This window comes from Aquimarina callyspongiae (assembly GCF_034322225.1).
Classification (GTDB): Bacteria; Bacteroidota; Bacteroidia; order Flavobacteriales; family Flavobacteriaceae; genus Aquimarina.
Genome location: NZ_JAXLPA010000002.1, coordinates 319,388 through 343,928 on the forward strand (window position 1 = coordinate 319,388; position 24,541 = coordinate 343,928).

At 32.0% G+C, this 24,541-nt stretch carries 24 protein-coding genes; 9 read left to right on the forward strand and 15 right to left on the reverse strand.

Going from position 1 to position 24,541, the window contains the following annotated elements:
• Positions 1-142 precede the first annotated feature (142 nt).
• From U0D62_RS08485 to U0D62_RS08555, 15 genes are all read right to left on the reverse strand, one after another.
• Entirely contained in the window at positions 143-3,136 is a 2,994-nt protein-coding gene (locus U0D62_RS08485; RefSeq protein ID WP_322286836.1) for a GEVED domain-containing protein, read from the reverse strand.
• A gap of 350 nt (positions 3,137-3,486) precedes the next feature.
• Positions 3,487-4,323 (reverse strand): DUF2306 domain-containing protein, encoded by an 837-nt coding sequence (locus U0D62_RS08490; protein ID WP_322286837.1) that lies wholly within the window; start codon positions 4,321-4,323, stop codon positions 3,487-3,489.
• A gap of 76 nt (positions 4,324-4,399) precedes the next feature.
• Entirely contained in the window at positions 4,400-5,086 is a 687-nt protein-coding gene (locus U0D62_RS08495) for a DUF4386 domain-containing protein (RefSeq protein WP_322286838.1), read from the reverse strand.
• 28 nt (positions 5,087-5,114) lie between these two features.
• Positions 5,115-5,816 (reverse strand): DUF4386 domain-containing protein, encoded by a 702-nt coding sequence (locus tag U0D62_RS08500; protein ID WP_322286839.1) that lies wholly within the window; start codon positions 5,814-5,816, stop codon positions 5,115-5,117.
• An 81-nt stretch (positions 5,817-5,897) separates the two neighbouring features.
• Complete coding sequence (locus U0D62_RS08505; RefSeq protein WP_322286840.1) at positions 5,898-6,380, reverse strand: hypothetical protein; 483 nt, start codon at positions 6,378-6,380, stop codon at positions 5,898-5,900.
• Positions 6,381-6,475: 95 nt separating this feature from the next.
• Positions 6,476-7,021, reverse strand: coding sequence for a GIN domain-containing protein (locus U0D62_RS08510; RefSeq protein WP_322286841.1), 546 nt, complete (start codon positions 7,019-7,021; stop codon positions 6,476-6,478).
• Entirely contained in the window at positions 7,008-7,388 is a 381-nt protein-coding gene (locus U0D62_RS08515; RefSeq protein ID WP_322286842.1) for a GntR family transcriptional regulator, read from the reverse strand. The genes U0D62_RS08510 and U0D62_RS08515 overlap by 14 nt, the downstream gene beginning before the upstream one ends.
• A 2-nt stretch (positions 7,389-7,390) precedes the next feature.
• Complete coding sequence (locus tag U0D62_RS08520; protein ID WP_322286843.1) at positions 7,391-8,140, reverse strand: hypothetical protein; 750 nt, start codon at positions 8,138-8,140, stop codon at positions 7,391-7,393.
• Complete coding sequence (locus tag U0D62_RS08525; protein ID WP_322286844.1) at positions 8,124-8,975, reverse strand: ABC transporter ATP-binding protein; 852 nt, start codon at positions 8,973-8,975, stop codon at positions 8,124-8,126. Before U0D62_RS08525 ends, U0D62_RS08520 begins: the two co-directional genes overlap by 17 nt.
• 153 nt (positions 8,976-9,128) lie before the next feature.
• Positions 9,129-10,103 carry an NAD(P)-dependent alcohol dehydrogenase gene (locus U0D62_RS08530; protein WP_322286845.1) on the reverse strand — a complete coding sequence of 325 codons (975 nt, stop codon included), beginning with the start codon at positions 10,101-10,103 and terminating at the stop codon, positions 9,129-9,131.
• Between the two features lie 124 nt (positions 10,104-10,227).
• On the reverse strand, positions 10,228-11,421 hold the full coding sequence (locus U0D62_RS08535; protein WP_322286846.1) for a serine hydrolase domain-containing protein: 1,194 nt from the start codon (positions 11,419-11,421) through the stop codon (positions 10,228-10,230).
• Positions 11,422-11,522: 101 nt separating this feature from the next.
• Positions 11,523-12,617 (reverse strand): helix-turn-helix domain-containing protein, encoded by a 1,095-nt coding sequence (locus U0D62_RS08540; RefSeq protein WP_322286847.1) that lies wholly within the window; start codon positions 12,615-12,617, stop codon positions 11,523-11,525.
• A 112-nt stretch (positions 12,618-12,729) separates the two neighbouring features.
• The gene (locus U0D62_RS08545; protein ID WP_322286848.1) at positions 12,730-13,530 is read right to left on the reverse strand and encodes a TerC family protein; all 801 of its coding nucleotides are present in this window, start codon (positions 13,528-13,530) and stop codon (positions 12,730-12,732) included.
• A complete protein-coding gene (locus U0D62_RS08550) occupies positions 13,530-13,901 on the reverse strand; it encodes a DNA topoisomerase IV (protein WP_322286849.1) in 372 nt (123 codons plus the stop codon). The genes U0D62_RS08545 and U0D62_RS08550 overlap by 1 nt, the downstream gene beginning before the upstream one ends.
• Before the next feature lie 82 nt (positions 13,902-13,983).
• On the reverse strand, positions 13,984-14,475 hold the full coding sequence (locus tag U0D62_RS08555; RefSeq protein ID WP_322286850.1) for a helix-turn-helix domain-containing protein: 492 nt from the start codon (positions 14,473-14,475) through the stop codon (positions 13,984-13,986).
• A 382-nt stretch (positions 14,476-14,857) separates the two neighbouring features.
• Between U0D62_RS08555 and U0D62_RS08560 the strand changes: the two genes are divergently transcribed.
• The 9 genes from U0D62_RS08560 (at position 14,858) to U0D62_RS08600 (ending at position 24,455) form a co-directional block, all read left to right on the forward strand.
• A complete protein-coding gene (locus U0D62_RS08560; RefSeq protein WP_322286851.1) occupies positions 14,858-16,015 on the forward strand; it encodes a M14 family zinc carboxypeptidase in 1,158 nt (385 codons plus the stop codon).
• Positions 16,016-16,098: 83 nt separating this feature from the next.
• On the forward strand, positions 16,099-16,578 hold the full coding sequence (locus U0D62_RS08565; protein ID WP_322286852.1) for an Lrp/AsnC family transcriptional regulator: 480 nt from the start codon (positions 16,099-16,101) through the stop codon (positions 16,576-16,578).
• A gap of 154 nt (positions 16,579-16,732) precedes the next feature.
• Positions 16,733-19,318 carry a phosphoenolpyruvate carboxylase gene (locus tag U0D62_RS08570; RefSeq protein ID WP_322287604.1) on the forward strand — a complete coding sequence of 862 codons (2,586 nt, stop codon included), beginning with the start codon at positions 16,733-16,735 and terminating at the stop codon, positions 19,316-19,318.
• Between the two features lie 100 nt (positions 19,319-19,418).
• Entirely contained in the window at positions 19,419-20,138 is a 720-nt protein-coding gene (locus tag U0D62_RS08575) for a PA3715 family protein (RefSeq protein ID WP_322286853.1), read from the forward strand.
• Positions 20,139-20,296: 158 nt separating this feature from the next.
• On the forward strand, positions 20,297-20,857 hold the full coding sequence (locus U0D62_RS08580) for a TetR/AcrR family transcriptional regulator (protein WP_322286854.1): 561 nt from the start codon (positions 20,297-20,299) through the stop codon (positions 20,855-20,857).
• Between the two features lie 73 nt (positions 20,858-20,930).
• The gene (locus U0D62_RS08585; RefSeq protein ID WP_322286855.1) at positions 20,931-21,491 is read left to right on the forward strand and encodes a carboxymuconolactone decarboxylase family protein; all 561 of its coding nucleotides are present in this window, start codon (positions 20,931-20,933) and stop codon (positions 21,489-21,491) included.
• Positions 21,492-21,706: 215 nt separating this feature from the next.
• Entirely contained in the window at positions 21,707-22,642 is a 936-nt protein-coding gene (locus U0D62_RS08590) for an adenylate/guanylate cyclase domain-containing protein (protein ID WP_322286856.1), read from the forward strand.
• 116 nt (positions 22,643-22,758) lie between these two features.
• Complete coding sequence (locus U0D62_RS08595; RefSeq protein WP_322286857.1) at positions 22,759-24,018, forward strand: MFS transporter; 1,260 nt, start codon at positions 22,759-22,761, stop codon at positions 24,016-24,018.
• A gap of 11 nt (positions 24,019-24,029) precedes the next feature.
• Positions 24,030-24,455: a hypothetical protein gene (locus U0D62_RS08600; RefSeq protein ID WP_322286858.1), complete on the forward strand. Its 426-nt coding sequence runs from the start codon at positions 24,030-24,032 to the stop codon at positions 24,453-24,455.
• Positions 24,456-24,541 lie beyond the last annotated feature (86 nt).

A 24,541-nucleotide genomic window follows, 5' to 3' on the forward strand; every position in this document is an offset into this window, starting at 1 on the left:
AAACTTCTTTAAAGTTTTTAAACTATCTGATGTAATTAATTTACCTTTTAATCATGTCGTAATGTAGATTTAATATTGATTTAAAAGTATATAAAAAGGCTATCCGTTTAGGATAGCCTTTCTTTAATATAAAGAATAACGATTATTTTTTGATAAATCGTTTAGTTACTGCTAGCCCGTCAGAAACAAATCTTACAAAATACATTCCTGATGCAAACTCTGATACGTCTATAGATAAAGAATCAATTTCAGGATTGATCTTTTTTGCAATAGCACCTGTAGAAGAAAATATAGTAATTTCCTCAAAATTTCCACCTAAAATCTCAATGTTAAGTTGAGCGTTGGCAGGATTAGGATGTAACTTAATATTGTTAAGAGAATTTTCTGTAAATGTTCTCAATAACTCTCCTGTTTCACTACGATTAGTTTCCAGGTTTACTGTATAATCCTCAACTTCTCCATAGGTAAAAGTTTCACAAGAAGTAGGGATACCATTGTACTTCATAGATACTCTCATTTTAACAGAGGCTTGTGATGTTCCACTTGGCACTGTAAAGGATCCAGTGTTTGGTGTATCTGTAGAAGCGGCCTTAGACCAAACTAATTCACCAGAGTCAGTAAAATCACCATTGTTATTATAGTCAATCCAAACTGCGTAAGCTTCAGAATACGTAGTTCCTGTCCAAGTTGGAGTAACCGTAATATTATAGTTCTGTCCTTCGTTTAGAGCAGTAGAAACTGAAGAGAAATCAGAATAAAACTGTGCTCCTGAAGTGTTGTCAATAGTATTAAGTTGTACTCTACTAATATATTCGTCATTTACATTAGTACTGGCAGAATCACAATAGGTCACTGGAGTATTACCGGTTTCCAGGTTTACCGTATAATCCTCAACTTCTCCATAGGTAAAAGTTTCACAAGAAGTAGGAATACCGTTGTACTTCATAGATACTCTCATTCGTACAGCTGTTTGCGAAGTCCCGCTAGGTACTGTAAACGATCCAGTGTTAGGTGTATCTGTAGAAGGAGCCTTAGACCAAACTAATTCACCAGAGTCAGTAAAATCACCATTGTTATTATAGTCAATCCAAACTGCATAAGCTTCAGAGTATGTAGTTCCAGTCCACGTAGGAGTAACCGTAATACTATAATTTTGTCCTTCATTCAGAGTTGTAGAAATCGCAGTGAAATCAGAATAAAATTGAGCATTAGAGCTGTTGTCTATAGTATTAAGTTGTACTCTACTAATATATTCGTCATTTACATTAGTACTGGCAGAATCACAATAGGTTACTCCACTTCCTTCTAATGTTGTAAAAGAAGCAGTAGCACTTCCTGAAATATTTCCGGCAGCATCCTGAGCGGTTACTGAAGCATTATAAGTAGTTAGTGGTGATAAACCTGTAACATTAAAAGACGTATTTGCAGAGGTACCTACAACATTACCGTTTATAGAAATATTGTATTGAGTAACTCCTACATTATCTGTCGAAGCGGTCCAGTTAAGTGTAGCTCCGCTAGAGGTGATATTACTAGCAACCAAATTGGTAGGATCTGTTGGAGCCTGTGTATCTGCTGGTCCTGATTGAATTTGGAATTTACCAACAACCCCTTTTCTACCGTTTTTCATATACTCTGTAATAAACCAGAAAGAAGAGTTATCCGATGGATCCACATCGATTTTACTATAATCCCCATATCGTAAACTAGGAATATTTGCATTTCCATTAGAGATCAATTGCTCTGTACCTGACATAACTCCTGATGGGTCTGTACTCAATCTTCCGGTATAATATGAACTTACTCTAACAGTTGAAGAGGTACTAGGTCCAGACATGGATGTATATCCCATACCAATGTTACCTTGAGCATCCATTGCCATACTAGCATTCCAGGCATGTCTGCCATCTGGAGCGGTATAAGTACCTTCTTGATGTAATGACCAAGGTTGATTATCACCACTTTGGCGGAATTCATACCAGCGTACTCCGGCAAGTTTACCAGATCCTCCATCAGTGTCTACCACAAAGTTGAATATAGCAGAATTATGAGTGGCAAATTTTCTGAATTGAGCCTGATTCATAATTGTAGCCTGTAATGCATCAATAGTAGCACCTCCTCCTGGTTGAGGTAAGTTAGAAAAACTACCTCCATCAAATACACCTATAAAAGGAGTAGTATTGATCTGTTGAGGGTTTGATATAGTAGAGTTATTAGAATTGTTCCAATCTACATTAACCGTCCATAGTTTGATATGATCGGTAGAAACTCCTGACCAGGCATTATCTTGCATATATACAATAGTAGCACCACCGGCAGCTGGTAAATTAGCATCTGTTACATTAAGTGCTTGTGGACTATAAAAACCACTAGTTACAATTCCTGGAAGATTGAAACCTACGATTTGTGCATTAGAGTCTCCAGTTAGCATTTTAGATCGCTCCAATGCCCATATTTTATTGCTGCTACCAGTATTATCTGTTATATAATACCCATCACTCCAAATAGATAATTTTTGGTAATCACTGATAGATGATATATTGTATACATACCACCCAGAATTTACTGGATCAGGTCCATCTGATACAGCTACCTGTGCTCCGGATCCCAAAAAGGATAACACCCATCTATCGGCAGCATTATCATAAGAAACAGTAAGATCACAACATCCTCCTGATGGGAAAATTGCTGGATTAGGAGCAGTCTGACCCACTAATTGATTACCAGCTTTATCATATATCATAAATCCAGTATTATAAACTACAAATACATGATTAGGTCCAACAGCTAATGAAGGATCTGTGGGTTGTGATCCTGAAGAATAGGTGTCAAATACAAGACTTGGTGCAGACAAACTCATACTAGCAGATTTCTGATGTCTGTTTTTTACAAAATAGTCATTGGTAGTCTGTGGGTCTTTACCCGATACGACGAGATTTCCTAATGACCTTTTATCTTTTGCTTCTTTGAATGAATTATCAGAAGGTCTGAGATCCTGGGGTCTGGAAGACATAGGAGAAACATACTCTACAGAGGATATTTTTCCGTGATAAAAAGCTTTGTTTTCATTTTTTTGTCCATAAGTCATTAAAGACGTTAAGAACAAAAATGATACTAAGAAATAAGTTAATTTCATTTGTGTAAAATTTAAAAGTTAGTTGGTTAAAATTAAGCAAATTGAGTAAGTCAGACATCATTAAGAGGTTGTTATTTAGAGGGTTATGAAATTGTTTTGTGTTTTGTAAGTTTTTGATAATCAACCACTTGCGAGCAAGTAGAATAAAGCAATATTAATTTGGTGGTTAACACGTATCGCTAAAAATGTATTTTTATTTAAAAATGAAAAAAATCAATACAAAAAATGTACAAGTGAATTTAACACATTTTTTGTATTGATTTATAATCAGGAGATTAACAAAATAAAAGCTAAAATATTAGGTCTATAGAGATCTGTTTTTCTAAAAAATTAGAGGTGTATTTTATAACTTATAGATGAGATAGCCAGAATATTTGAGCAGCCATAAAAATTCCTATCCCGGTAAGAATAGTTAATATAAATGTTACTCCGGTCATTATAAACTTACCGTAGGAATTGGTTATATCTTTAGCTCTTAGATATAGTTCAAGAAAGAGTAAAGGAAGTAGGTAATCCGCATAGTATAGAAATTTATCAAATACTCCAGTAAGATCTTCTGTAGAACCTGGAGCAGAGCCATTATTTAAGAAAATCCATAGCCCAAATCCTATTCTAAAAAACCATACACCGCTAACAACCATAAAAGTACGAAGCGCCCAACGACGATGTGCTTTTAAATTATGATTGATTGCTGTACGAATGGTGATAACTGCAAAGACAATGATTAATAGTGCATTGCCCGATATGGCAATTTGACCATAAAGGCCTCCTACCAATGCTTCTCTGGTCCATACCATATATAATGCACCTAAACTAATCAATACGGCAGTAGCAATATAAATACGACCATTCCATCTATGAAAAACTGGTATTCGTTTTCTGAGTTGAGGAATTAATTGAAGAGGACCTCCAAAAGTAATTATAAAAGCAAGGAGTATATGCAGCATAACTGCGATATTTCCGATCAGGTCGCCTTCTATAATCCCGTGAATCATTCTTTTTGTCCAGGATTCCCAATCTCCTTTTATCGCAGTACCTCCATAAAAAAGGGCTATATAGTAAGCAAATAACCATTGGCCGGCCACTGCTACCAGAAACCATAATGTTGCGGATAGATTTAAAGATTTGATAGCAATTTTGGAAATGTTTTTATGCTGTGGTTCTGTTATGTGATTTATAGAATTCATAACTGTTCGTTTTTTGTCCGTCAGAAACGGAAGATTGATGATTGATGATTGATTTTTTTAAATGTATTTCAGAGAATTACTCAAGTGCAGGAGTGGTTTTAGAAAAGTTAAACCCTTTGATGATTAACCAAAATGCCAAAGTAATTAGGTGCAATCCGTTTTGTGCATAAAAACCGAAACTCACACTATAACCAAAAATTTGAAGCCAGGTTACTATAAAGACTATTGATACGGATATCATGAACCATATTGATAAAAACCTGGGGATTAATTTTGTTTTAAATAATGAGTAGTAAAAAATAAAAGCTCCAATGGAGAAAATTATTAGAATAAAAAAATGAGCCCAATAATATTCTTCTATTTTCAATACCCCCAATGTGTTAAAATATGCCGTATCTAATATTGTTGTAGTAACAAACTCTTGGCTTAATGAAATTAACGATAGATGAGTAATATTACTTACTATAGTAATGGCAAAACCAACTACCCATAATCCAAAATACCAATAAGCTACAGCCTTGTTTTGCTGTTTCAGAATAGGAAATAATATAACTGAAATACCTACTCCAATAATACTGGCAACAAAATCCAGAAGTATAGCTATTTTCATCTGTGAGATGTTCTCGTAAATCAGATTCATTAAATTTTGTGATTCTATTAAAGAAGAAGAGAGCCCTCTTAATGAAGTACCAGTAGCACCAGTCAAAAACATGAGTATGAATAATAATCCTACTATTTTTCCGGTTTTTTTAATTGAATACATAACTGTTTGTTTAAAAGGTTAATAATTTTTATTTTATTAGTTTTTCTTGTTGTTTAGAGGAAGTAGTAGGAGAGTTAGAAGGTTTAAACCCTTTAATTATTAACCATATTGATAAAAATATTTGTGCCAACCCGATAGGAGAGTACAATATCATCTGACCTTTTTCATAAAAGGATAATACTACATTTATAAGCATTAATATGGCTCCTAGAATCCCCCAAATAGATAAAGCTTTGGGAATATATTTGGATGTATACATTAAATAAAAGAAGGCAAGAAGAGGGAAACAACCAAGTAACATATCCATGATGTGTGTCCAGCCTCTTGTTTCTTGCAGTATAGCTCCCAAAAACTTAAAGTATTCTATATTACCAGCATCTGATATCGAATATTCTTTACTTATTGAAAGCATCGATAATATTAAGGTGTTATCTACTAGTGTTGCAGTAAAACCAATAATGCTGAAAGCAAGATATGCTAGGGCAATATTTTTGTTGAAAGATGTTACAATAGATAAAAGTAAAAGAGCTCCTACAATGCTTATTGCACTGGATACGAAACTAAAAAGAGTAGAGGTCACTATTTTTGAGGAGCTATCGGCAATATTTGCCAAAAAATCAGAATCAAAGAGTGCGGGACCTAATAAAAATAGATTAATTAAAATGCTGATTAAGAATTGAAAAAGAAATAGGATTCCTAGTATCCTACCAGTTGATTTGATTGGATTCATAACTGTTCGTTTTTTTTATCCGTTATTAACGGAAGATGAATGATTGTAAATAATTATTGAAAATCAGTATGTAAACTGATGTTAAGCACCTTTTGATGAAAAAGGCAATCGTACTTTAATTTTGAAAAGTTCTTTTATGTAATTTTTAAAAACATATACCCACGGAATTGCAATTAAATCAATAGGAATTGCCATAGCAAAAGGTTTGAAAAAACTTGCTGAGGTTTCATCAACTTGACCCGATGATGATAGAGTTAGATAGATCCCTATAAGCCATACTGATTTGTAAAATAATTGTAATAGGAGCAAAGGCAACATTTTTAAAGGATATCGTATTCCTAACCCCATTAATGTGGCATAAGCTGCCCAAAAACTGTAGGTTACGCCATCATAAGGACCCCATAATTCACTAGGGTTGATAATTTCTGACCAAGTACTTTTTCCTAAACTGAAGAAGGTAAGGAAGTATATTACTTTCATTGCGTACCATTTAAATCTAGATACTTTTTTTGTTCCCTGAGCGTCAGGTACAAATACATAATTTATAATTTGTTTTAAATTCATAACTGTTCGTTTTTTGTCCGTCACCGACGGAAGATTGATGATTGATGATGATGTGATTGATGATGTTTTAAGTTTTTAATTCATTGTTTTATGTATTAGTGATTTGAAAAATCAATATGTTTAGAGTTTCCTGTAATTTTTATTTTAGAATTAGAAGAAGCTTTACATTTTACAGTTGCATAAGATATCTCAAGATTACCTGTGCTTTTATTATTAAAATCAAGTTTTATGTCTTTGCCTGTTATCATTCCTTTGGTTATAAAACTTGCCCAGGAATCTACTTTTAACTCATAAAGCTGATCATTGATTATTGATACAGTAATGCTATCGTAACTTTTTATACGTTTTGTTTTTTTTATAATTAGCTCATTGTTGACTACTTCTGTTGTTATATATGGCATTAAACTTTCTGGTGATTCTATAGAAATTTGGGTAGTACTATCTTGTTTAAAAAGCACTGTTATACCGTGGTTAACAGAGATTTTTTTAAAAGCTTGAAGCGATCTTGTTTCAGAAATGATATCACTATCTTCATCAATAGCTCCTTTTTGAATATGACTGTGAATTTTGAACTGAAAAGCCATAAAAAAGAAGAAAATTATACCTAACGTTATTAATATCATCAAATTACTTTTCTTCATGGTCTGTGTTTTTTAGATATTGATTAAATGAGCTTTTTACTTCTTCGAATTGGATATCTAATAATTTCATTTTCTTGAATACATCAGGAAGTGTTTCTTCCATAAATTCTTGTCTTTTAATTTCTAATACTTTCTTATAACCATCGTTTGAAACGAAATAACCAATTCCTCTTTTATTATAAATAACTTCTTGTTCTTGCAAATAAGTAAAAGCTCTTATAGCGGTATTAGGATTAACTTCAACCATCATAGCAATTTCTCGTACAGACGGTATTCTTTCATTTTCTAACCACCTTTTGAGAAGAATGTTTTCATAAAAAAGCTCTACTATTTGCAGATAGATTGGTTTACTGTTGTCAAAATCCATAGTTACACTTCTTTTTCTATGAACCTAAAATAACTTGCGAGCAGTAGTAGCGTTATAAAAAAACCTGTAAAAACCCATTGTCCTACACCCGAAAAATCTTCTCCAGCTTCATAAAATGCTTCAGAAGCTAATTCTTCTCCAGAAAATACATCATAACCATAGTTTAGCATGCCATACAGCATCATATTAAAGATGATTAAAGTAAAAATGAGTAGTAGTATGAAGAGTAATGTTTTTCCAAGTCTGTTTTTATTAAATCTAAGGGCACCATATAAAAATATTGGTTGGATCAAAAAATAAAACCGAACAGTATTCCAATAACTATCAGAAATTGATAAAAGATGAAAATCTGCATCAGAAAACATACTAGCTGTTAGAATAGCTGATTGGCCTATTATAAAACTTACTATAGAAAATACGATAGTATATAATATTGAAGCAGTAAACCAAATAGTTATAACTCTTTCAAGTGATGATATTGGAAGAGCAAAATATAAATGATTCGTTTTTTGATATTGAGCTTCTTTTAAAAGTTTGAAGGTGAATAATATACCTAGTATGATATATAATTTTCCAAAGACACTAGCAAATCTATCTGGGGATAATAATAAATCCCCTCTTTGGTAAAATAAAAAAACTATAAAAAGAATACTAGCGGCAACAGATAAGGATGTTACAATACTTGCTCTAAGTATTGTAATATCTCTAATAATAAAATGGCCTATCCTTTTTAAACTAAATGATTGTATCATTATATTTTTTATTTAGTGCATAATTAATTCTCTCTGGTTCGTGTAATACAGTATTAAAAAGTAGTTCTAAATCTACTTCGGTTTCGTTTTTTCCACGTCGCATTAGAACAGCTTTTCCTCCAAATGAGGTTTCAGAATATATGATGGATTCTGCAGAAGCGTGTGTAGGTTTACCAAACCATAAATGTTCAGAAACCATTGATAGTGAATAATTAAAAGCCAGTTTTGATTGGTCTAATATGATTACGTGATTTATTAGACTGTGTAAATCTCTTACTTGATGAGTTGAAATTACTATACACTTTCCTTGGTCGACTGTAGCGGCCATTATTTTTCTAAATTGACTTTTTGATGGTATGTCGAGACCATTAGTTGGTTCATCCATCAGTAATAACTTGGTGTTGGTTGCTATTCCAAAGGCAATAAGAACCTTTTTCTTTTGACCAAAAGATAAAGTTGATATTTTCTCATTAGAAGAAAGATTGAATTCTTTGAGTAATTGATAAAATTGATCTTTTGAAAAAGTAGGGTAGAATACCGAATTTATTTGCTCGTAAGTTGAGATTTTGAGTCCTGGTAATTCAAAATCCTCAGGTATAATAAAAATATCTTGAAGACAAGTTGCTGCTCTTTTAGAAATGTCATGGTTTAAAAAACGACAAAATCCGGTTTTAGGATATAATAAACCACTCATGATTTTGAGCAACGTACTTTTACCTTCCCCGTTTTTTCCAAACAACCCATAAATGTTCCCAGGAGTAAGATCTAAAGAAATATTGTTAAGAATAGTTTTACTCTTAGGATAGTTAAATTGTAAGTTTTCAATTGCAATCATATCTAGTGTATTAGTTATCTAGTACACCTCAAAACTAATCAAGTAAAATTAATAAAACAAAGATTTTTGATTTTTTTTTTTGGATTTAGATAAAAAGAGTAGAGTATATATCGTCACTAATAGATTAGATACAAGGCTCTGTTTAGTAGTTGTTTATGAGTTTATGTTTATCACTACGTTACCGGTTTTATGCCCTTTTTCTACATAGTGATGTGCTTCTGCAACCTGTTTCAGAGAGTAGCGTTTATCAATTACAGATTTTAGTTTTCCTTCTTCAATAAGTTCTTTGAGAAACAAAAAATCTCCTATTTTAGGACTCGCTAGTTGAGAAATAACTTTTTTAGTACTTGTCATAGAAGTCCATAATCCACGAATCATACCTAAAAACCTAGGGTTACCTAAGACGTAATGACCATTTTTATTTAAAGATTTTATGCTACGAGCATATGAACTGGTTCCTACAACATCGATAATTAAATCATAGGTTTGACCATTTTTTGTAAAATCATTTTTAGTATAATCAATTACATAGTCAGCACCAATATCTGTTAACATATCTAATTTTCTTGTACTATCAACACATGTTACTTCTGCACCATATGATTTTGCTATTTGTACCGCGTAGGTTCCGATACTTCCTCCAGCGCCATTGATTAATACCTGTTGTCCTGCACTAATATTTCCTTTTCTTAGAAAATGTAAAGCATTAATACCTCCTGTAGGAATAGTTGCAGCTTCCTCAAAACTCATGTTTTTGGGCTTTATAGATATTACACGCTTATTAGCAGATAGACAGGTATACTCTTTATAAGCTCCAGTCATTCCAACTTCTGCAAAAATCTGATCTCCTTTTTTGAGTTCAGTAACATTTTTTCCAACAGATTCGATTTCTCCAGCTAACTCCTGTCCAAGTAATTTGATTCTAGGTTTTCTTATACCCACATAAAGTCGTACAGGTAACCATATCCAAGGAGCCAAATCAAATCTTCGTAGTTCGCAATCTCCGGCAGTTACTGTTGCTGCATATATTTTAACCAGTATTTCGTCATCCTTTGGATTAGGTTTTTCAATTTCTGTGTATTCTAGAAGATCCGGAGAACCATATTTTGTCCATATTACAGCTTTCATTCAGAATAGTTGTGTTTAAATTGGTTATACATATATGACGAATAGAGAGTTTTATTGTTACAAAGAATATAGCCTTCTCTTTTAAAGAAGGCTATAGGTATTCGATTTATAATGTCAATAAATATTAATTAGATAAATATTTATTGATACTCTCATTAATTTGACTAATTATTTCTTCGTAATGTTCTTCGTGTTCATCAGTAGAAGTATCATAATTACTAAGCATGAAGAAACCTGCATTAAAAGCTCCACTAAAATGAAGTTCTGTTGTTAAACCAGGATCGCCTCCAGAATGACCAAACGCATCAACTCCTGGATCAATATCCCAAAATATTGTGTAATTGGAAGATGTTGCTTCAAACAAAAGTTCATAATAACTTTTTGGAAACAGAACAGTAGATTTGCCTTGTTGTCCTTTAAGCATATTTATAAAGTACTTCATAATATCCTCATTAGAAGTTTTTAATGCTCCATCAGGGAATGATTCTAAATTATATAAGGGTAGAGGAAGGTTTTTGTTAAAATATAAAATTGCATAGTTATCCGAAGGTAATTGATATGTAAAAGAAGTGTTGTTCATTTCTAAAGGATCAAGAATATGAGTTTTTACAAATTCTTGATATGGTATACCTGAAGTTTGCTCAATTAAAAAAGCCATTAAAGAAGCACCAACATTGGTGTAACTTTCTAAACTTCCAGGTTCATTACCTATAAAATTATCAGTACTATAATAATCTCCATTTTCATAGTAATAAGCTTTTATAAATTCTTCTAATGTTTTTGGAGTTCTTTGAGTAATCCCAAAATTTTGCATTAGTTGATTTGCGTCAGGAGAAATAGTTTGGTTTTCTAGAATATAATAAGATTCTAAATAAGTTTGATCTTCGTCAATTAATCCAGAGGTATGATTTACTAAATGTTTTATCCGTATTATAGAAGATGGATTTTTGGGATTTAAAATTGGTTCTGATAAGATATTGTTAATAGGGGTGTCCAAAGTAAAATATCCTAATTGAATTGCTTTTACCGTAGCAACACCAATAAAGGTTTTACTGATTGAGCCAATGGGTTGTAAAGTTTGATTTGAGTAAGAGTCTTTGTTTTCCAAATTCTGAAAACCAAAACTTTCTTGATACGTGTTCTCTCCGTCTTTTATTACACCGATGGTAAAACCAGGAAAATTAGAGTTCACCAGAATCTGGTTAAGTCTTTTTGTTAAACTTTCTTCATTGGTCACATTAACTATAGAGTCATCATCATTTGAGCAACTTGAAAAGGTAATCAAGAAAATTAGTAATACATTCATTAACTGTTTCATCATTATTGTTTTAAGATTAATGATGTAAAAGTATATACGGTTGAGTCTAAAGAAGGTATATTTTGAGTTCGAGAATTCCGGAAACGATAGAAGTGGATGAATTAGGACTTTTTCTGAAGCTTTCTATAAGCACCAGGTGACATTTTTGTGTAATTTTTAAAAGTATCATAAAAGGTACTCTTGGATTTAAAGCCAGATTCCATACCAATAGCTTCGATGGAGTATTTATTAAAATCGGGATTATGCAACAATTGTTTAGAAAACTGAATACGATATTCATTAACAAATTGAATTACGCTTTTTCCAATTTCCTGATTTATTATTTGAGATAAGTAACCTTCACTGATGCCTAATCGCTCTGCAAGATCTAACCTGCTCAACAATGGATTTTTGTATAATTCATCCTGATCCATTAAAGTGTATAATGTGACGATATGTTTTGAACCAATCGTTTCAGTATTTTTATCATTTTTTATTTTATTTTTTTGTGGTTGTATACTTAAGTATCGATGTATCTCATCTTTTTGTATTACGATTTGAAGTTTAAAGACTCCATAATAAAGCAACCACCAACAAAAGAACGATAGAGTAGTCCATAATAAACTCCTGAAGTTTTCTGAATCAAAAAATGTATCCTCTAGGTTATATATAAACCAGATAGCAAGGATTAATATGATAAATAGGTTAAGATGTAATAACCAGTTTCTTTTCTCTCTAGAAATGATAGATGATTTTAGAATCAATCGTCTTGACCAAATAATTAAGATCACATTGTACCAAAAAGATAAGTTGTCTTCTAGCGTATAAAAAATTTCGACGATAAGATCTTCTTCATCAAAAGATGAATGATAGAGGTTAAAAACAAAATCCAGATCTAAAAAAACATCAAGGAGTAGGGTAACGAAAAAGAAAGTATAAAGGTAAGGTAGCCAGGGTTTCTTAAGATATGGGTGTTGAATTTGAATTAAGAAATATGTAAATAAGGTAACTGGAACCAGAAATTCCCACATTATACCTTGTAAAAATTCAAGAACACCTTTTTCTGCATCATACCATCCTAAAAAAGCAATAGAAACTAATAAGAATAGGGATAATGATAAATAATCATTTGCTTTACTTTTATAAAACGAAGTTGTAAACAACGATACGCTTATAAAAAGCCCTAGAAGTAAACTTGCAATAATTATAAAATCCAATATTACCATCTTTGCGTTATATAATTAATGGTATAAAAAAACATCTTATGTGAGATAAGATGTTTTTTATGTATTAATTTGTTTTTTAGTTGTTTACATCTGTCACCTCAAGCTATTGTTTAGCTTTGTTTTTCTTCTTTCTTAATTTGAAATTTAAGAATTCTATAAACAAAGAAAAGGCAATTGTAAAGTATAAATATCCTTTTGGGATTGCTCCAATTTCAGAATCAAATATTTTTAAATGTGATAAATGTGCAGCTTCTGCAATCAACATAAATCCTATAAGGATAAGAAAAGAAAGCCCTAAAATCTGTACAGAAGGATGGCGGCTAATAAATTTCCCAACGGGTGCAGCAAATATCATCATAATTAGTACAGAGATTACTACCGCTATAATCATAATAATTAGTGCATCATTCGGATTATCACTTATACCATTGGTCATACCTACCGCTGTAAGAATAGAATCAAAAGAAAAAACTACATTGATTAGTGTAATCTGTACAATGGCATTTGATAGAGAAGAAGAGCTCTTTTCTTTAATTTCTTTTTCTTCTTCACCAGCTTCATCAACTTTTTCGTGTATTTCGTGTACACTTTTGTAAAGAAGAAAAATCCCTCCTCCAAACAATATCAAGGCCTGACCGCTGATTCCTCCTTCGATCCAAGGTAAATTAAAATGCCAAAAAGGAGCATTCATAGCTACTAAGAGCGAAATACCAAAAAGTAACACAATACGCATAGCCATTGCTAGAACAAGTCCGATATTAGTTGCTTTTTTTTGTTGATTCTCTGGTAATTTGCTAGACGCAATTGAAATAAATATAATATTATCTATACCCAGAACAATTTCTAGAAAAGTTAAGGTTAATAAAGCGACCCAGGCATCTGCAGATGTAAAAATTTCTAACATTATTTTATTTTTTTAGCGGTTCCACGTTGTTTATTGGTTGCACCTACCAATCCGTATTCAAAAGTATAGATGTTTTTATCGGTAGTTAGGATTTTCATATGTATAGCTTTCTTTTCGGCTATACTTTTGGGGTGTAGTTCACGAAGTATATATTCACAATCATTAATCCAGCGTATACTGGCTGTATCACTCTTGCCTTGAAAAAAATCGATCTCTATAGTATCATTTCTAACAAAAGTAGTTTTAACAAGTTCTCCGTTTAATAAAGTTTCGAATTCAAAAGTGCCAGTATGAAAATTGTTACAGTCCCTTTCTTGCTGATAACAACTGACTATTGTGATGCTGAGTAATAAAAAAGCAATGCGCTTCATGGAAATGTGTAAATGATAGAGCGAAAATAAATCTATTTAGAGAAAGTATGCAATAACAAGAAGAAAAGTTTTTAAGGAGTTGTCAAGATTTTTTGATTTGATAGCTATGAAACGTGCCATCGGCATAAAAAATAACGATACGATCTATTTCATTGTCATTAGTAATCCTAGAAGGTATAGGTGTGGTGCTCTTTGAAATAGGAGAATCTTCATCAGTCGTAATTTTTGTTTCAGATATAGGTAATGAGAATAAATCTTTTTCTTCTTCTTGTACTACAGATGTATCCGGAAGAGTAGAAGGAGATTGCGTGCTAGGAATATCTTTTTCTGGAGTCGTATCATTTTTAGAATTGGGAAAAGTTCCTTGGCCATATAATAGCCAATGCAATTCCACTTCAGGAAATGCTTCTTCAATTTTCATTACAAAATCCAGACTGGGTTTATTTCTTCCTGACAGAATATGAGAAATAGAAGATCGCCCTACACTCATAGAATCTGCAAATGCAGATGCAGATAAACCATAGTAGTCCATCAGTTTTTGTAACCTTCCACCAAAGTCTTTACTGTTTACCATTTGTAAACCAATTTACAAGTTAAGATTGATTACAAAGGTAAACAAAATATATAAAAAACATAGTTTACAATTGTAACAATAAAACAATTAATGATAAACTAATAGATTAGATAAGTATACTTTAACTATTGATAATAAGATAATTGCAAATTAATTACTTTAATTATAGGTTTAACTATTAATAGTTTGGATACAAATGGAAACGATACCTTAAATACTGTTTATTATTGTAAACAGCAAGGTGAATATAGAGTGTTTACATTTGTAAAAGAACCGTTGTTACACTTGTAAACATTGCTTAAGTTTACATATGTAAATATTAGAATCATTTACTATGAATCTTCAGTAAACTATAGTAATTTCGCCTCTTAAAGGATGACCTATGGATATAAATACACTTCATAATTACTTTACTACTTATAAAGAGGCTACGCTACTAGGCCGTTATATTCATGCAGAGCATATTAATCCTTTATTAGATGACTTGTCTAAGAAACTTGATGTTCGACAAATAGGAGTTTCAGAAAATAATGCTCCTATACATCTTATAAAGATTGGTGATGGTGAAAAGAAGTTGTTGTTATGGTCTCAAATGCATGGTAATGAAAGTACAACTACCAAAGCTATTTTTGATCTTTTAAACCTTTTGGTTGATACAACAGATGATTTGGTAAAAGATATTTTAAAACATTGTACCCTGTTTATAGTACCTATTTTAAGTCCTGATGGAGCAAAAGCCTATACAAGACTTAATTATAATCAAGTAGATCTTAATAGGGATGCTCAAGATAAAACACAACGAGAAAGCCGGATACTTAATAATCTTATAGAACAAATAAAACCAGATGTAGCTTTTAATTTACATGGACAACGTACTATTTTTAGTGCAGGAGAAACCAATTATCCAGCTACAGTGTCTTTTTTATCACCTGCAGGCGATAAAGATCGAACAATAACAAGTAGTCGTAAAATAGCAATGAAAATCATTGCAGAGATGAATACGATGCTTCAAAAATGTATTCCCAATCAAGTAGGACGTTATGATGATGGGTTTAATATTAATTGTATAGGGGATACTTTGGCTAATCAAGAAATACCAACTATATTGTTTGAAGCAGGACACTATCCTGGTGATTATGATCGTGAGAAAACAAGAGAATATATATTTTATTCGTTATTAGTTTCTATACATTATATCGCAACAAATGAAATAACAGAAGATGGGTATAAGACATATTTAGAGATTCCTGAAAATGGAAAGTGCTTTTATGATATTATCATTAGAGATGTTATTTTAAATGACAGAAATGTCGATATAGCCATCCAATACACTGAAGAATTGACTAAAAATTATGTGAATTTTTTGCCAAAGGTTGTTAAAATTGAAGATTTGAGAAAATTTCATGGACATAAAGAAATTATTGGCAAAAAAAGAGTAATTCGCCCCTATAACGATATAGTACAGATAGTTCCAGAGGTAGAGTTGTTAAAATTTTACCTAGATTCTGAATTATTCTTAACATATTCGATAAAAACTTAAAATAAAATATGTGAAAACTGCAATTTTCTGCTAAATTTGCAATGTAAATAATCGGGAAAAATAAGAAAATTAACAAAAAAACTATGGCAAAGTTTAAATTAGATGAAGTAGATCACCAAATTTTGGATATGTTGATTGAAAATACGCGTACTCCTTTTACGGATATTGCTAAAAAACTTTTGATTTCAGCAGGTACTGTTCATGTACGTGTTAAAAAAATGGAGGAAGCCGGTATTATTGAAGGGTCTTCGCTTACCTTAGATTACCAGAAGTTAGGGTATTCGTTTATCGCTTATGTAGGTATTTACCTTCAGAACACATCACAAACAAAATTTGTATTACAGAGAATTAATGAAATACCTTTTGTGACTGTTGCACACATCACTACAGGTAAGTTTAATATTTTCTGTAAAGTAAGAGCACGAGATACTAACCACGCAAAAGATATTATCTTTAAACTAGATGATATTGATGGAGTATATCGTACTGAAACTATGATCTCCTTAGAAGAAAGCATTAATGATAAGAAACGTTTGATGCATTCTATTTTTCAAGATATGTAAAGGGATTTCTCTTATTAAGTAATATAAACCCTTTAAGAACTTCTTAGAGGGTTTTTTATTGAACTCAATCAAAATACCAATGAGTTCAACATCAGAAATGTCAACGTTGTTGATATTAAAATTATTAACCACAACTTTTTTTACCACCACCACAATGGCTAGAAAACCAAAAATCGAGCGTTTCAATGATAACGTTCTAGCAAAGTATCAGATATACAATAGTATATTTATGACCCTACCTTTTGATACAATTACAAATACAGGGGTTTTATTACCACTTTTTCAAGAAATATGCGAAAAAGGGTATGATGAACACAAAAATCCAACAGAGATTGTAGAAGACTTTTTTAAGTTGTATCAGGATAATCCATCAAAAAAAGAACGACATGATCTTTTATTTCGATTTATTCAGTATATCGAACGACAAGTAGTATTGTTTGATGCAATCGAAGATGCAGCTTTTCCTGTCGTAAATAATATGGACGGTCGTGGTACACTAAGAAGTATCAAAGAAGAAGCCCAAGCAAAAGGGCAGTTAGAAGAGCTTAAAGAATATTTAAGACGTTTTAAAATCCGTCCTACTTTAACAGCGCATCCTACACAGTTTTATCCGGGAACAGTTTTAGGAATCATTCATGATCTTGATGCCGCGATTCGAGAAAACGATATGTCAAGTATCAAAAAGTTATTGGCACAATTAGGGAAAACGGCTTTCTTTAAAAAAGAAAAACCAACACCCTATGACGAAGCAGTAAGTTTGATCTGGTATCTTGAAAATGTATTTTATCACTCGGCAAGTACGATCTATAACTATGTTCAGCAAAATATCTTTGAAGGTGAAGATCTTGATAACGATCTAATAAATCTTGGTTTCTGGCCTGGAGGAGACAGAGATGGAAATCCTTTTGTAACTACAGAAACAACACTTAAGGTAGCTAAAAGACTACGTAAAACAATATTGATCAATTATTATCGGGATATACGAGAATTAAAAAGAAGAATCACTTTTGGAAATCTCCAGGAAAAGATAACTGTATTAGAAAATGCTTTGTACGATAACTTTTATTATGCGAAGACCGCAGAACCTTTATCTGTAGAAACCTTAATGAATGGCTTATTAGAGATCAAAGAAGAACTTATAACAGAGCACCAATCATTATTTTTGGAAGACCTCCAGGACTTGATAAATAAAGTAAAAATCTTTGGATTTCATTTTGGTACTCTCGATATACGTCAGGATTCAAGAGTGCACCATAAAGTCCTTACAGAAGTAGTTCGTAAAACCAATGAATTAGGACTTAATATCTTTCCAGAAGGATATGAGTCTCTTTCAGAAACAGAACAAACTAACGTGCTTTCGGGAATAACGGGCAAATTAGACCCTTCTGTTTTTGAAGAAGATATTGTAAGAGCTACTTTAGAATCAGTATATGCAATCAAAACAATCCAGGAAAAGAATGGAGAGCGAGCAGCAAACCGCTATATCATTAGTAATAATGGAAACGAACTAAATGTTCTGGAAACTTTTGCGCTAATCAGACTTTGTGACTGGGAGTCTCCTACAGTAGATGTAATTCCTTTATTCGAAACGGTACCTGATTTACAGGTTTCTCATAAAGTGATGGAATCTTTATATAGCAATCCGGTATATATGGAACACCTGAAACGCCGTGGGATGAAACAGACGATAATGCTAGGATTTTCTGATGGAACTAAAGATGGAGGATATCTAATGGCTAATTGGGGGATTTTTAAGGCTAAAGAAGCTCTTACCGAGATTTCTCGAAAATATGATGTGAAAGTAGTATTTTTTGATGGACGTGGAGGACCACCAGCAAGAGGTGGAGGAAATACAAATCAATTTTATGCCTCACTAGGACCAACCGTAGAGGATGAAGAGATTCAATTAACAGTACAAGGACAAACAATTAGTTCTAATTTCGGAACATTAGATTCTTGTCAATATAACTTAGAACAGTTATTAGGAGCAGGTGTAGAAAATGAATTAACTAATAATGAAAGTAATCTGTTTTCTATAGAAAATAAAGAAACTATGCAGCGATTAGCAGATATTAGCTATCAGACATATGTTGATTTTAAGAGTCACCCCAAATTTTTACCATATTTGGAGCATATGAGTACTTTAAAGTATTACGGAAAAGCTAATATTGGTAGTCGCCCATCTAAGCGAAGTCAAAGTGCTACATTGGATTTTGGTGATTTAAGAGCCATACCGTTTGTAGGAAGTTGGAGTCAGCTAAAACAGAATGTTCCAGGATTTTATGGAGTAGGTACTGCTTTAAAAACCTATGAAGACCAGAATGAGTTTGAAAAAGTAGTTGCTTTATATAAAGATTCAGCTTTTTTTAGAACCTTGATCGGTAATAGTATGATGAGTTTAACCAAATCTTTCTTTGAACTAACAGCGTATATGAAAGAAGATGTTGAATATGGAGCGTTTTGGGAAATTATTTATGAAGAATATATGTTAACCAAACGATTATTGTTTAAGCTAACAGGATATTCAGAGTTGATGCAAAATGAACCAGCTGGTAAAGCATCTATTGATATACGAGAAAACATTGTATTACCACTATTAACAATTCAGCAATACGCATTGAAAAAAATTCAGGATTTACATCGATCAGAAGATCCTGATCCGGCAGAACTTGAGATTTATGAAAAGATGGTAACACGTTCATTGTTTGGTAACATCAATGCTAGCCGTAATTCTGCTTAAAATAGAAAAAGGAGCATAATTTTAAAGAGGTTTTATACAAAGCCTCTTTTTTTTATTTAAAGGATTTTCTTTTACTTTAGTTAATGAAATAAAAAATAAAATGAAACATAGAATACTTATATCGCTTTTTATATTGAGTTTAAATTCTTTTGCCCAAAAAGTATCACATATAAATGAAATTTTGGCACAACTTAGTATAGAAGAGTCAAAATGTAAAACAGATTTGATGATCTCTAAAACGGTTCCTGATAACCCTGAAGAGACAATTGTGGTCATTCCTGAAATAGTCAATGAAGGAGAACGTTTTTTTGATCTTAATAGTTATATTTTGATTGTGGATAGTGCTACAGGAGAAATAAAGCATAAGTATTTTGAGAGCTCTACAACTAATAAATGGAATTCAGATGCCGTTAGATTAGCAGGAATTTCAATTGATACGGCTCCCTATAATATAACCAAAACCGATAGAGCATTTGGAATTAGAGTGAGATATGTAGGAAGTTCTCATGCAAATCCTTTTGAACAAGAAACAATTACAATGTATATAAAGAAGGAAGATTCACTAAAACAAGTATTAAAAAATTATCCTATCTCACAATATAATGGAGAGTGGGATACAAATTGTGCTGGAAAATTTAGTGAACAAAATAAAACTTTAATCGTTACCGAAAACCTTACCAATGGTTACTACAATATACTTGTGAAAAATTCTATTTCAAAGGCAACTTCTTTTATTGATAAGAATAATCAATGTGAAGAAGAAGAAGTGTTGTCTAAAGAAAACCAAACTTTGAAATATGAAAATGGATACTATAAATAAAAGTGTCTTATAGCCTTAAACACGAGATGTTAGATGGTAACCTATATTCGTTATTTTATTTAATATTATTAGAATTACTTCCTTAAAATATTAAAAAAAACACAATTATTTTTTTATTTCTAAACGGTTGTTTAGTTTTGAATCTCGATTTTTAATTGATGGCAAGAAAAAAAGAATACATAGAAGAAGAGGTTATAGAAAAGGCTATGGAATTGTTTTGGCGCAATGGATATCAAACGACATCAATGCAAATGCTCGAAAAAGAAATGGAGATCAATAAATTCTCAATATATGCTAGTTTCGGTAATAAAAATGGAGTTTTTCTTGAGAGTATTAAATGCTACAAACAGAAATTAGGACAAATTATAAACAAATTAAAAGCATCTCAAAATGGTATTGTAGGATTAAAACAATATTTCTATGATTTTATTGAATTTTCTAAAGAAATGAGGTATGGGAAAGGGTGTTTAATCACTAATACAGCAAATGAAATAGGAGAAGATGCTGATCCAGCTATAAAAGAAGCTTTAAACAAATTCACAAACGATATTAGAAATGTATTTGCTGATAACTTAAAACAAGAGAATAAGGATTCGTTAGTATTAGAAAAACAAGCTGATTATTTGCTTATATCAATGTTTGGACTAGCTTCTGCCTCTAGAGTGTTTAACAAGGAACAGCTAAAAAACTATATAGAAAACGTATTTAAAAGTCTTTGACTTTTTTTTATATAATAACTAAATGATCGTTTAGTTATTGTGATTATAAACATTCAATTTAATATATAAAATTATGAGTACTTTAAAAATTCACAGCATAAATTCTGCTCCACAAAACAGTAAACCCTTATTAGAAGACTCTGTTAAAAGTTTTGGGATGCTCCCAAATCTTCATGGAGTCTTAGCAGAATCACCGGTTTTATTAGAAGCGTATAAATCATTACACGATTTATTTCAAAAAACGTCATTTAATGCAGAAGAGTTAACCGTGGTATGGCAAACAATTAATGTCGAGCATGAGTGTCACTACTGCGTTCCAGCTCATACCGCAATTGCAAATATGATGAAAGTTGATCCTGTTTTGACAGAAGCATTAAGAAATAAAGCAGCAATGCCAAATGATAAACTCCAGGTTTTACATGATACTACACTTAGTATAGTAAGAAACCGAGGAAAGATCAGTGAAGCAGAATTAGAAGCTTTTTATAGCGCAGGATACGGACAGCAACAGGTGCTAGAGATAATTTTGGGATTATCTCAAAAGGTAATTAGTAACTATACAAATCATATAGCCAAAACCCCTGTTGATGAACCTTTTCAAAAATTTTCTTGGGTAAAACAAGTAGAATTTTAGGATTATAACATATTTATCTTAGATTCATAGAGTTAAAAAACCACAACAATTACTGTTGTGGTTTTTTGATAGGATTTTATGCTATAGTGCAATGTTGTGAGGAAAATTAATTGTAGATTGATAAATTAATAAGGGATTTTAAACGATTCATAAGTATAAAAATAAAATTGTTATAGTAAGATTGTATACTGATGTGATCTTTAAAAAAGAAAATAATGAAACATAATACTTCTAACAAAATTCATTTATTTAAAGAAGAGTTACAAATTGATTGTCCAGAAGATAGTACCATTTTAGATGCAACTCTAAGTGCAGATATACATCATACTCATGCTTGCGGAGGACAAGGGAAATGCTCTACCTGTAGAGTTAGTGTTATGAAGGGGATTGATAACTGCAACCCAAGAAATGAAGCAGAACAGCAAATTGCTAATAAATTAAGTTTTCCGTTAGAAATTCGATTAGCTTGTCAAACAAGAATAAAAGGAGATATCTCAATTCGCAGAATGGTATCTGATAAATTAGATATGGACCTTATTTCAGAACAGTTTTCAGAAAATTCGGGAATTGCTCTTGGCAGACAACAAGAATTAACTATTGTTTTTGTAGATATTGTTAATTATACATCTTTTGCAGAAAAATTTCCTCCCTATGATATCGTTCATGTGTTAAATCGATATTATAGGATAATGAATACAATTATTACAGAAAATAGAGGTGTTATAAGTGATGTGGCAGGAGATGGTATTTTAGCTGTTTTTGGAACCGATAAAACTAGTGAGAACTCGGTTTTAGATGCTATTCATACTATTGAAGGAATGAATAAAAGATTAAAAAGGTTTAATAAATACCTCGAAGAGAATTTTAATACGAATTTCGGAATACGTGCAGGAATTCATTACGGAAGCGTAATTATAGGGCCTTTTGATACCGGAGCTATGAAAAAAATGGCGATTATAGGAGATAATGTAAATTATGCTAGTCGAATTGAATCTGCAAATAAAGAATTTGGAACTCAATTGTTACTTTCTCAAGAAGCATACCAAGAAGTTGCAACAATATATCCCAAATGTGATGTTTTTGAAACCCAATTAAAAGGAAAAACTGGTAAATATAAATTGTATGATATTAGCAGTTGTACAGGTAAATAAATAAGAATAGGGAGTATAGGTCATTAAGGTTTCTTACTCCAAAACCAATGGAAAAGGCTTCTTTTAAATAAGAATCTTTACTTTTATGTTCATAAGTATAATCTCTAGTAAGCTTTATGAATCAAAAAAAGACTCCTTGGTATTTTCTTTTGCTACTTATTCTGGCCGGAGAATCAGTGTTTATTCTTCCCTTTGTTTTATCACGGGTTTTTAGACCAACAGTTCTAGAAGCTTTTAACCTGAATAATCTTGAACTTGGTTACTGCTTCTCTGTATATGGAGTTGTGGCGTTATTATCTTACCTTATTGGTGGTCCTTTGGCAGATAAATTTCCTCCAAGAAAATTAATTGCGGTAGCATTGTGGATGACAGCAATAGGAGGATTGTTATATGCTACTTTTCCTGGGTATACGGTATTAAAAATATTATATGGGTATTGGGGGTTTACTACTATTTTTTTATTCTGGGCTCCAATGATCAAAGCGACTCGAGTTTGGGGTGGAGCAGGCTCACAAGGAAAAGCATTTGGTTTTTTAGATGGTGGTCGTGGATTAGTAGGAGCACTGTTTGGAGCATTGGGCGTTTTTATCTTCTCCATATTTATTACTTCAGAGGTTTCTGAGGCAACAGTGACTGAAAGTAGAGAAGCCTTTAAGCAGGTAATATTGGTATCTTCTGGAATTGTTGCTTTTGTTGGTCTTTTAGTTTGGTTTTTTATGAAATTGGATGAAAAAACTGAAAGAGAAATTACATTAGAAAGAATAACAACTTCACAAATTAAAGAGGTTTTACGTTTACCCTCGGTTTGGTTGTTAATGATTATTATTTTATGTGCATATGTAGGATACAAGATAACGGATGTTTTTTCGCTATATGCTACAGATGTGATGTTGTATGATAAGGTTGAATCTGCGCAGGTTGGTACCTTTCTGTTATTTGTTCGACCAGTTGTAGGTATTTTAATAGGGATATTGGCAGATCGTTCTCAAACCACCTTCTGGTTGGTAATTGGTTTTATAGTTTCATTTCTGGGAGCATTGTTATTTGCACTTGGTTTGGTTACTGATTCTGAGACGTTCTTGTTCTTTATGTCAATATTGGTGGTCGCTACGGGAGTATATGCTGCGCGCTCTCTCTATTTTGCTGTTATGCAAAGAGGTCGGATTCCGTTAATACTTACGGGAACTGCAGTAGGGCTTATTTCTCTTATTGGATATACCCCAGACATATTTGCCGGTCCAGCAATGGGATATCTGTTAGAAAATTCACCAGGAATAGAAGGACATCGACATGTTTTTTGGATGCTAGCATTATTTTCTTTTATTGGAGGTATTGCAGCTTGGTATTATTATTGTTGGTATAGAAAAAAGAAATAGATTTAATCGTTTTGAAAAAGATAATAATCAATATACTAGTATATCCTAAAAAACTCTTTTTAGTAGATGGTGCTGGAGCATTATTATCTGCATTTTTATTGGGCATCGTTTTAGTACAGTATGAAGATGTATTTGGGATACCCATTAAAATTCTCCATTTTCTTGCACTCTTACCTTGTTTTTTTCTTGTCTATGATCTTTTGTGCTATTTCTTTGTAAATAAAAACCTCGACTATTTTTTGAAAATAATTGCTGTACTTAACTTTTTATATTGTTTAATTTCTATAGGTTTAATCTCTTATCACTATCAACAAATTACCGATTTAGGTTGGGCATATATTTTTTGTGAGATTATAATTATACTGATCTTGGTAATAGCAGAATTGAAAGCAGCAACTCGGTTCAAGATGAAAAAATCTCGAAGAAATAGATTATAGCGAGGTCTTTGTATCACGATAATCAAGTGTTTTTACTTATTAAACAAAGTGTTTTTATCAGATTTTTGTGAAAAGAACAGGTGTAC

Bases quoted from the DNA above. Each gene is read 5' to 3' on its own strand.
- U0D62_RS08525 (WP_322286844.1), bottom strand. From the start codon at position 8,975: ATGATTGCAATTGAAAACTTACAATTTAACTATCCTAAGAGTAAAACT.
- U0D62_RS08495 (WP_322286838.1), bottom strand. From the start codon at position 5,086: ATGTATTCAATTAAAAAAACCGGAAAAATAGTAGGATTATTATTCATA.
- U0D62_RS08555 (WP_322286850.1), bottom strand. From the start codon at position 14,475: ATGGTAAACAGTAAAGACTTTGGTGGAAGGTTACAAAAACTGATGGAC.
- U0D62_RS08570 (WP_322287604.1), top strand. From the start codon at position 16,733: ATGGCTAGAAAACCAAAAATCGAGCGTTTCAATGATAACGTTCTAGCA.
- U0D62_RS08510 (WP_322286841.1), bottom strand. From the start codon at position 7,021: ATGAAGAAAAGTAATTTGATGATATTAATAACGTTAGGTATAATTTTC.
- U0D62_RS08595 (WP_322286857.1), top strand. From the start codon at position 22,759: ATGAATCAAAAAAAGACTCCTTGGTATTTTCTTTTGCTACTTATTCTG.
- U0D62_RS08530 (WP_322286845.1), bottom strand. From the start codon at position 10,103: ATGAAAGCTGTAATATGGACAAAATATGGTTCTCCGGATCTTCTAGAA.
- U0D62_RS08545 (WP_322286848.1), bottom strand. From the start codon at position 13,530: ATGTTAGAAATTTTTACATCTGCAGATGCCTGGGTCGCTTTATTAACC.
- U0D62_RS08500 (WP_322286839.1), bottom strand. From the start codon at position 5,816: ATGAATCCAATCAAATCAACTGGTAGGATACTAGGAATCCTATTTCTT.
- U0D62_RS08550 (WP_322286849.1), bottom strand. From the start codon at position 13,901: ATGAAGCGCATTGCTTTTTTATTACTCAGCATCACAATAGTCAGTTGT.
- U0D62_RS08565 (WP_322286852.1), top strand. From the start codon at position 16,099: ATGGCAAAGTTTAAATTAGATGAAGTAGATCACCAAATTTTGGATATG.
- U0D62_RS08575 (WP_322286853.1), top strand. From the start codon at position 19,419: ATGAAACATAGAATACTTATATCGCTTTTTATATTGAGTTTAAATTCT.
- U0D62_RS08485 (WP_322286836.1), bottom strand. From the start codon at position 3,136: ATGAAATTAACTTATTTCTTAGTATCATTTTTGTTCTTAACGTCTTTA.
- U0D62_RS08585 (WP_322286855.1), top strand. From the start codon at position 20,931: ATGAGTACTTTAAAAATTCACAGCATAAATTCTGCTCCACAAAACAGT.
- U0D62_RS08535 (WP_322286846.1), bottom strand. From the start codon at position 11,421: ATGAAACAGTTAATGAATGTATTACTAATTTTCTTGATTACCTTTTCA.
- U0D62_RS08515 (WP_322286842.1), bottom strand. From the start codon at position 7,388: ATGGATTTTGACAACAGTAAACCAATCTATCTGCAAATAGTAGAGCTT.
- U0D62_RS08520 (WP_322286843.1), bottom strand. From the start codon at position 8,140: ATGATACAATCATTTAGTTTAAAAAGGATAGGCCATTTTATTATTAGA.
- U0D62_RS08505 (WP_322286840.1), bottom strand. From the start codon at position 6,380: ATGAATTTAAAACAAATTATAAATTATGTATTTGTACCTGACGCTCAG.
- U0D62_RS08490 (WP_322286837.1), bottom strand. From the start codon at position 4,323: ATGAATTCTATAAATCACATAACAGAACCACAGCATAAAAACATTTCC.
- U0D62_RS08590 (WP_322286856.1), top strand. From the start codon at position 21,707: ATGAAACATAATACTTCTAACAAAATTCATTTATTTAAAGAAGAGTTA.
- U0D62_RS08580 (WP_322286854.1), top strand. From the start codon at position 20,297: ATGGCAAGAAAAAAAGAATACATAGAAGAAGAGGTTATAGAAAAGGCT.
- U0D62_RS08560 (WP_322286851.1), top strand. From the start codon at position 14,858: ATGGATATAAATACACTTCATAATTACTTTACTACTTATAAAGAGGCT.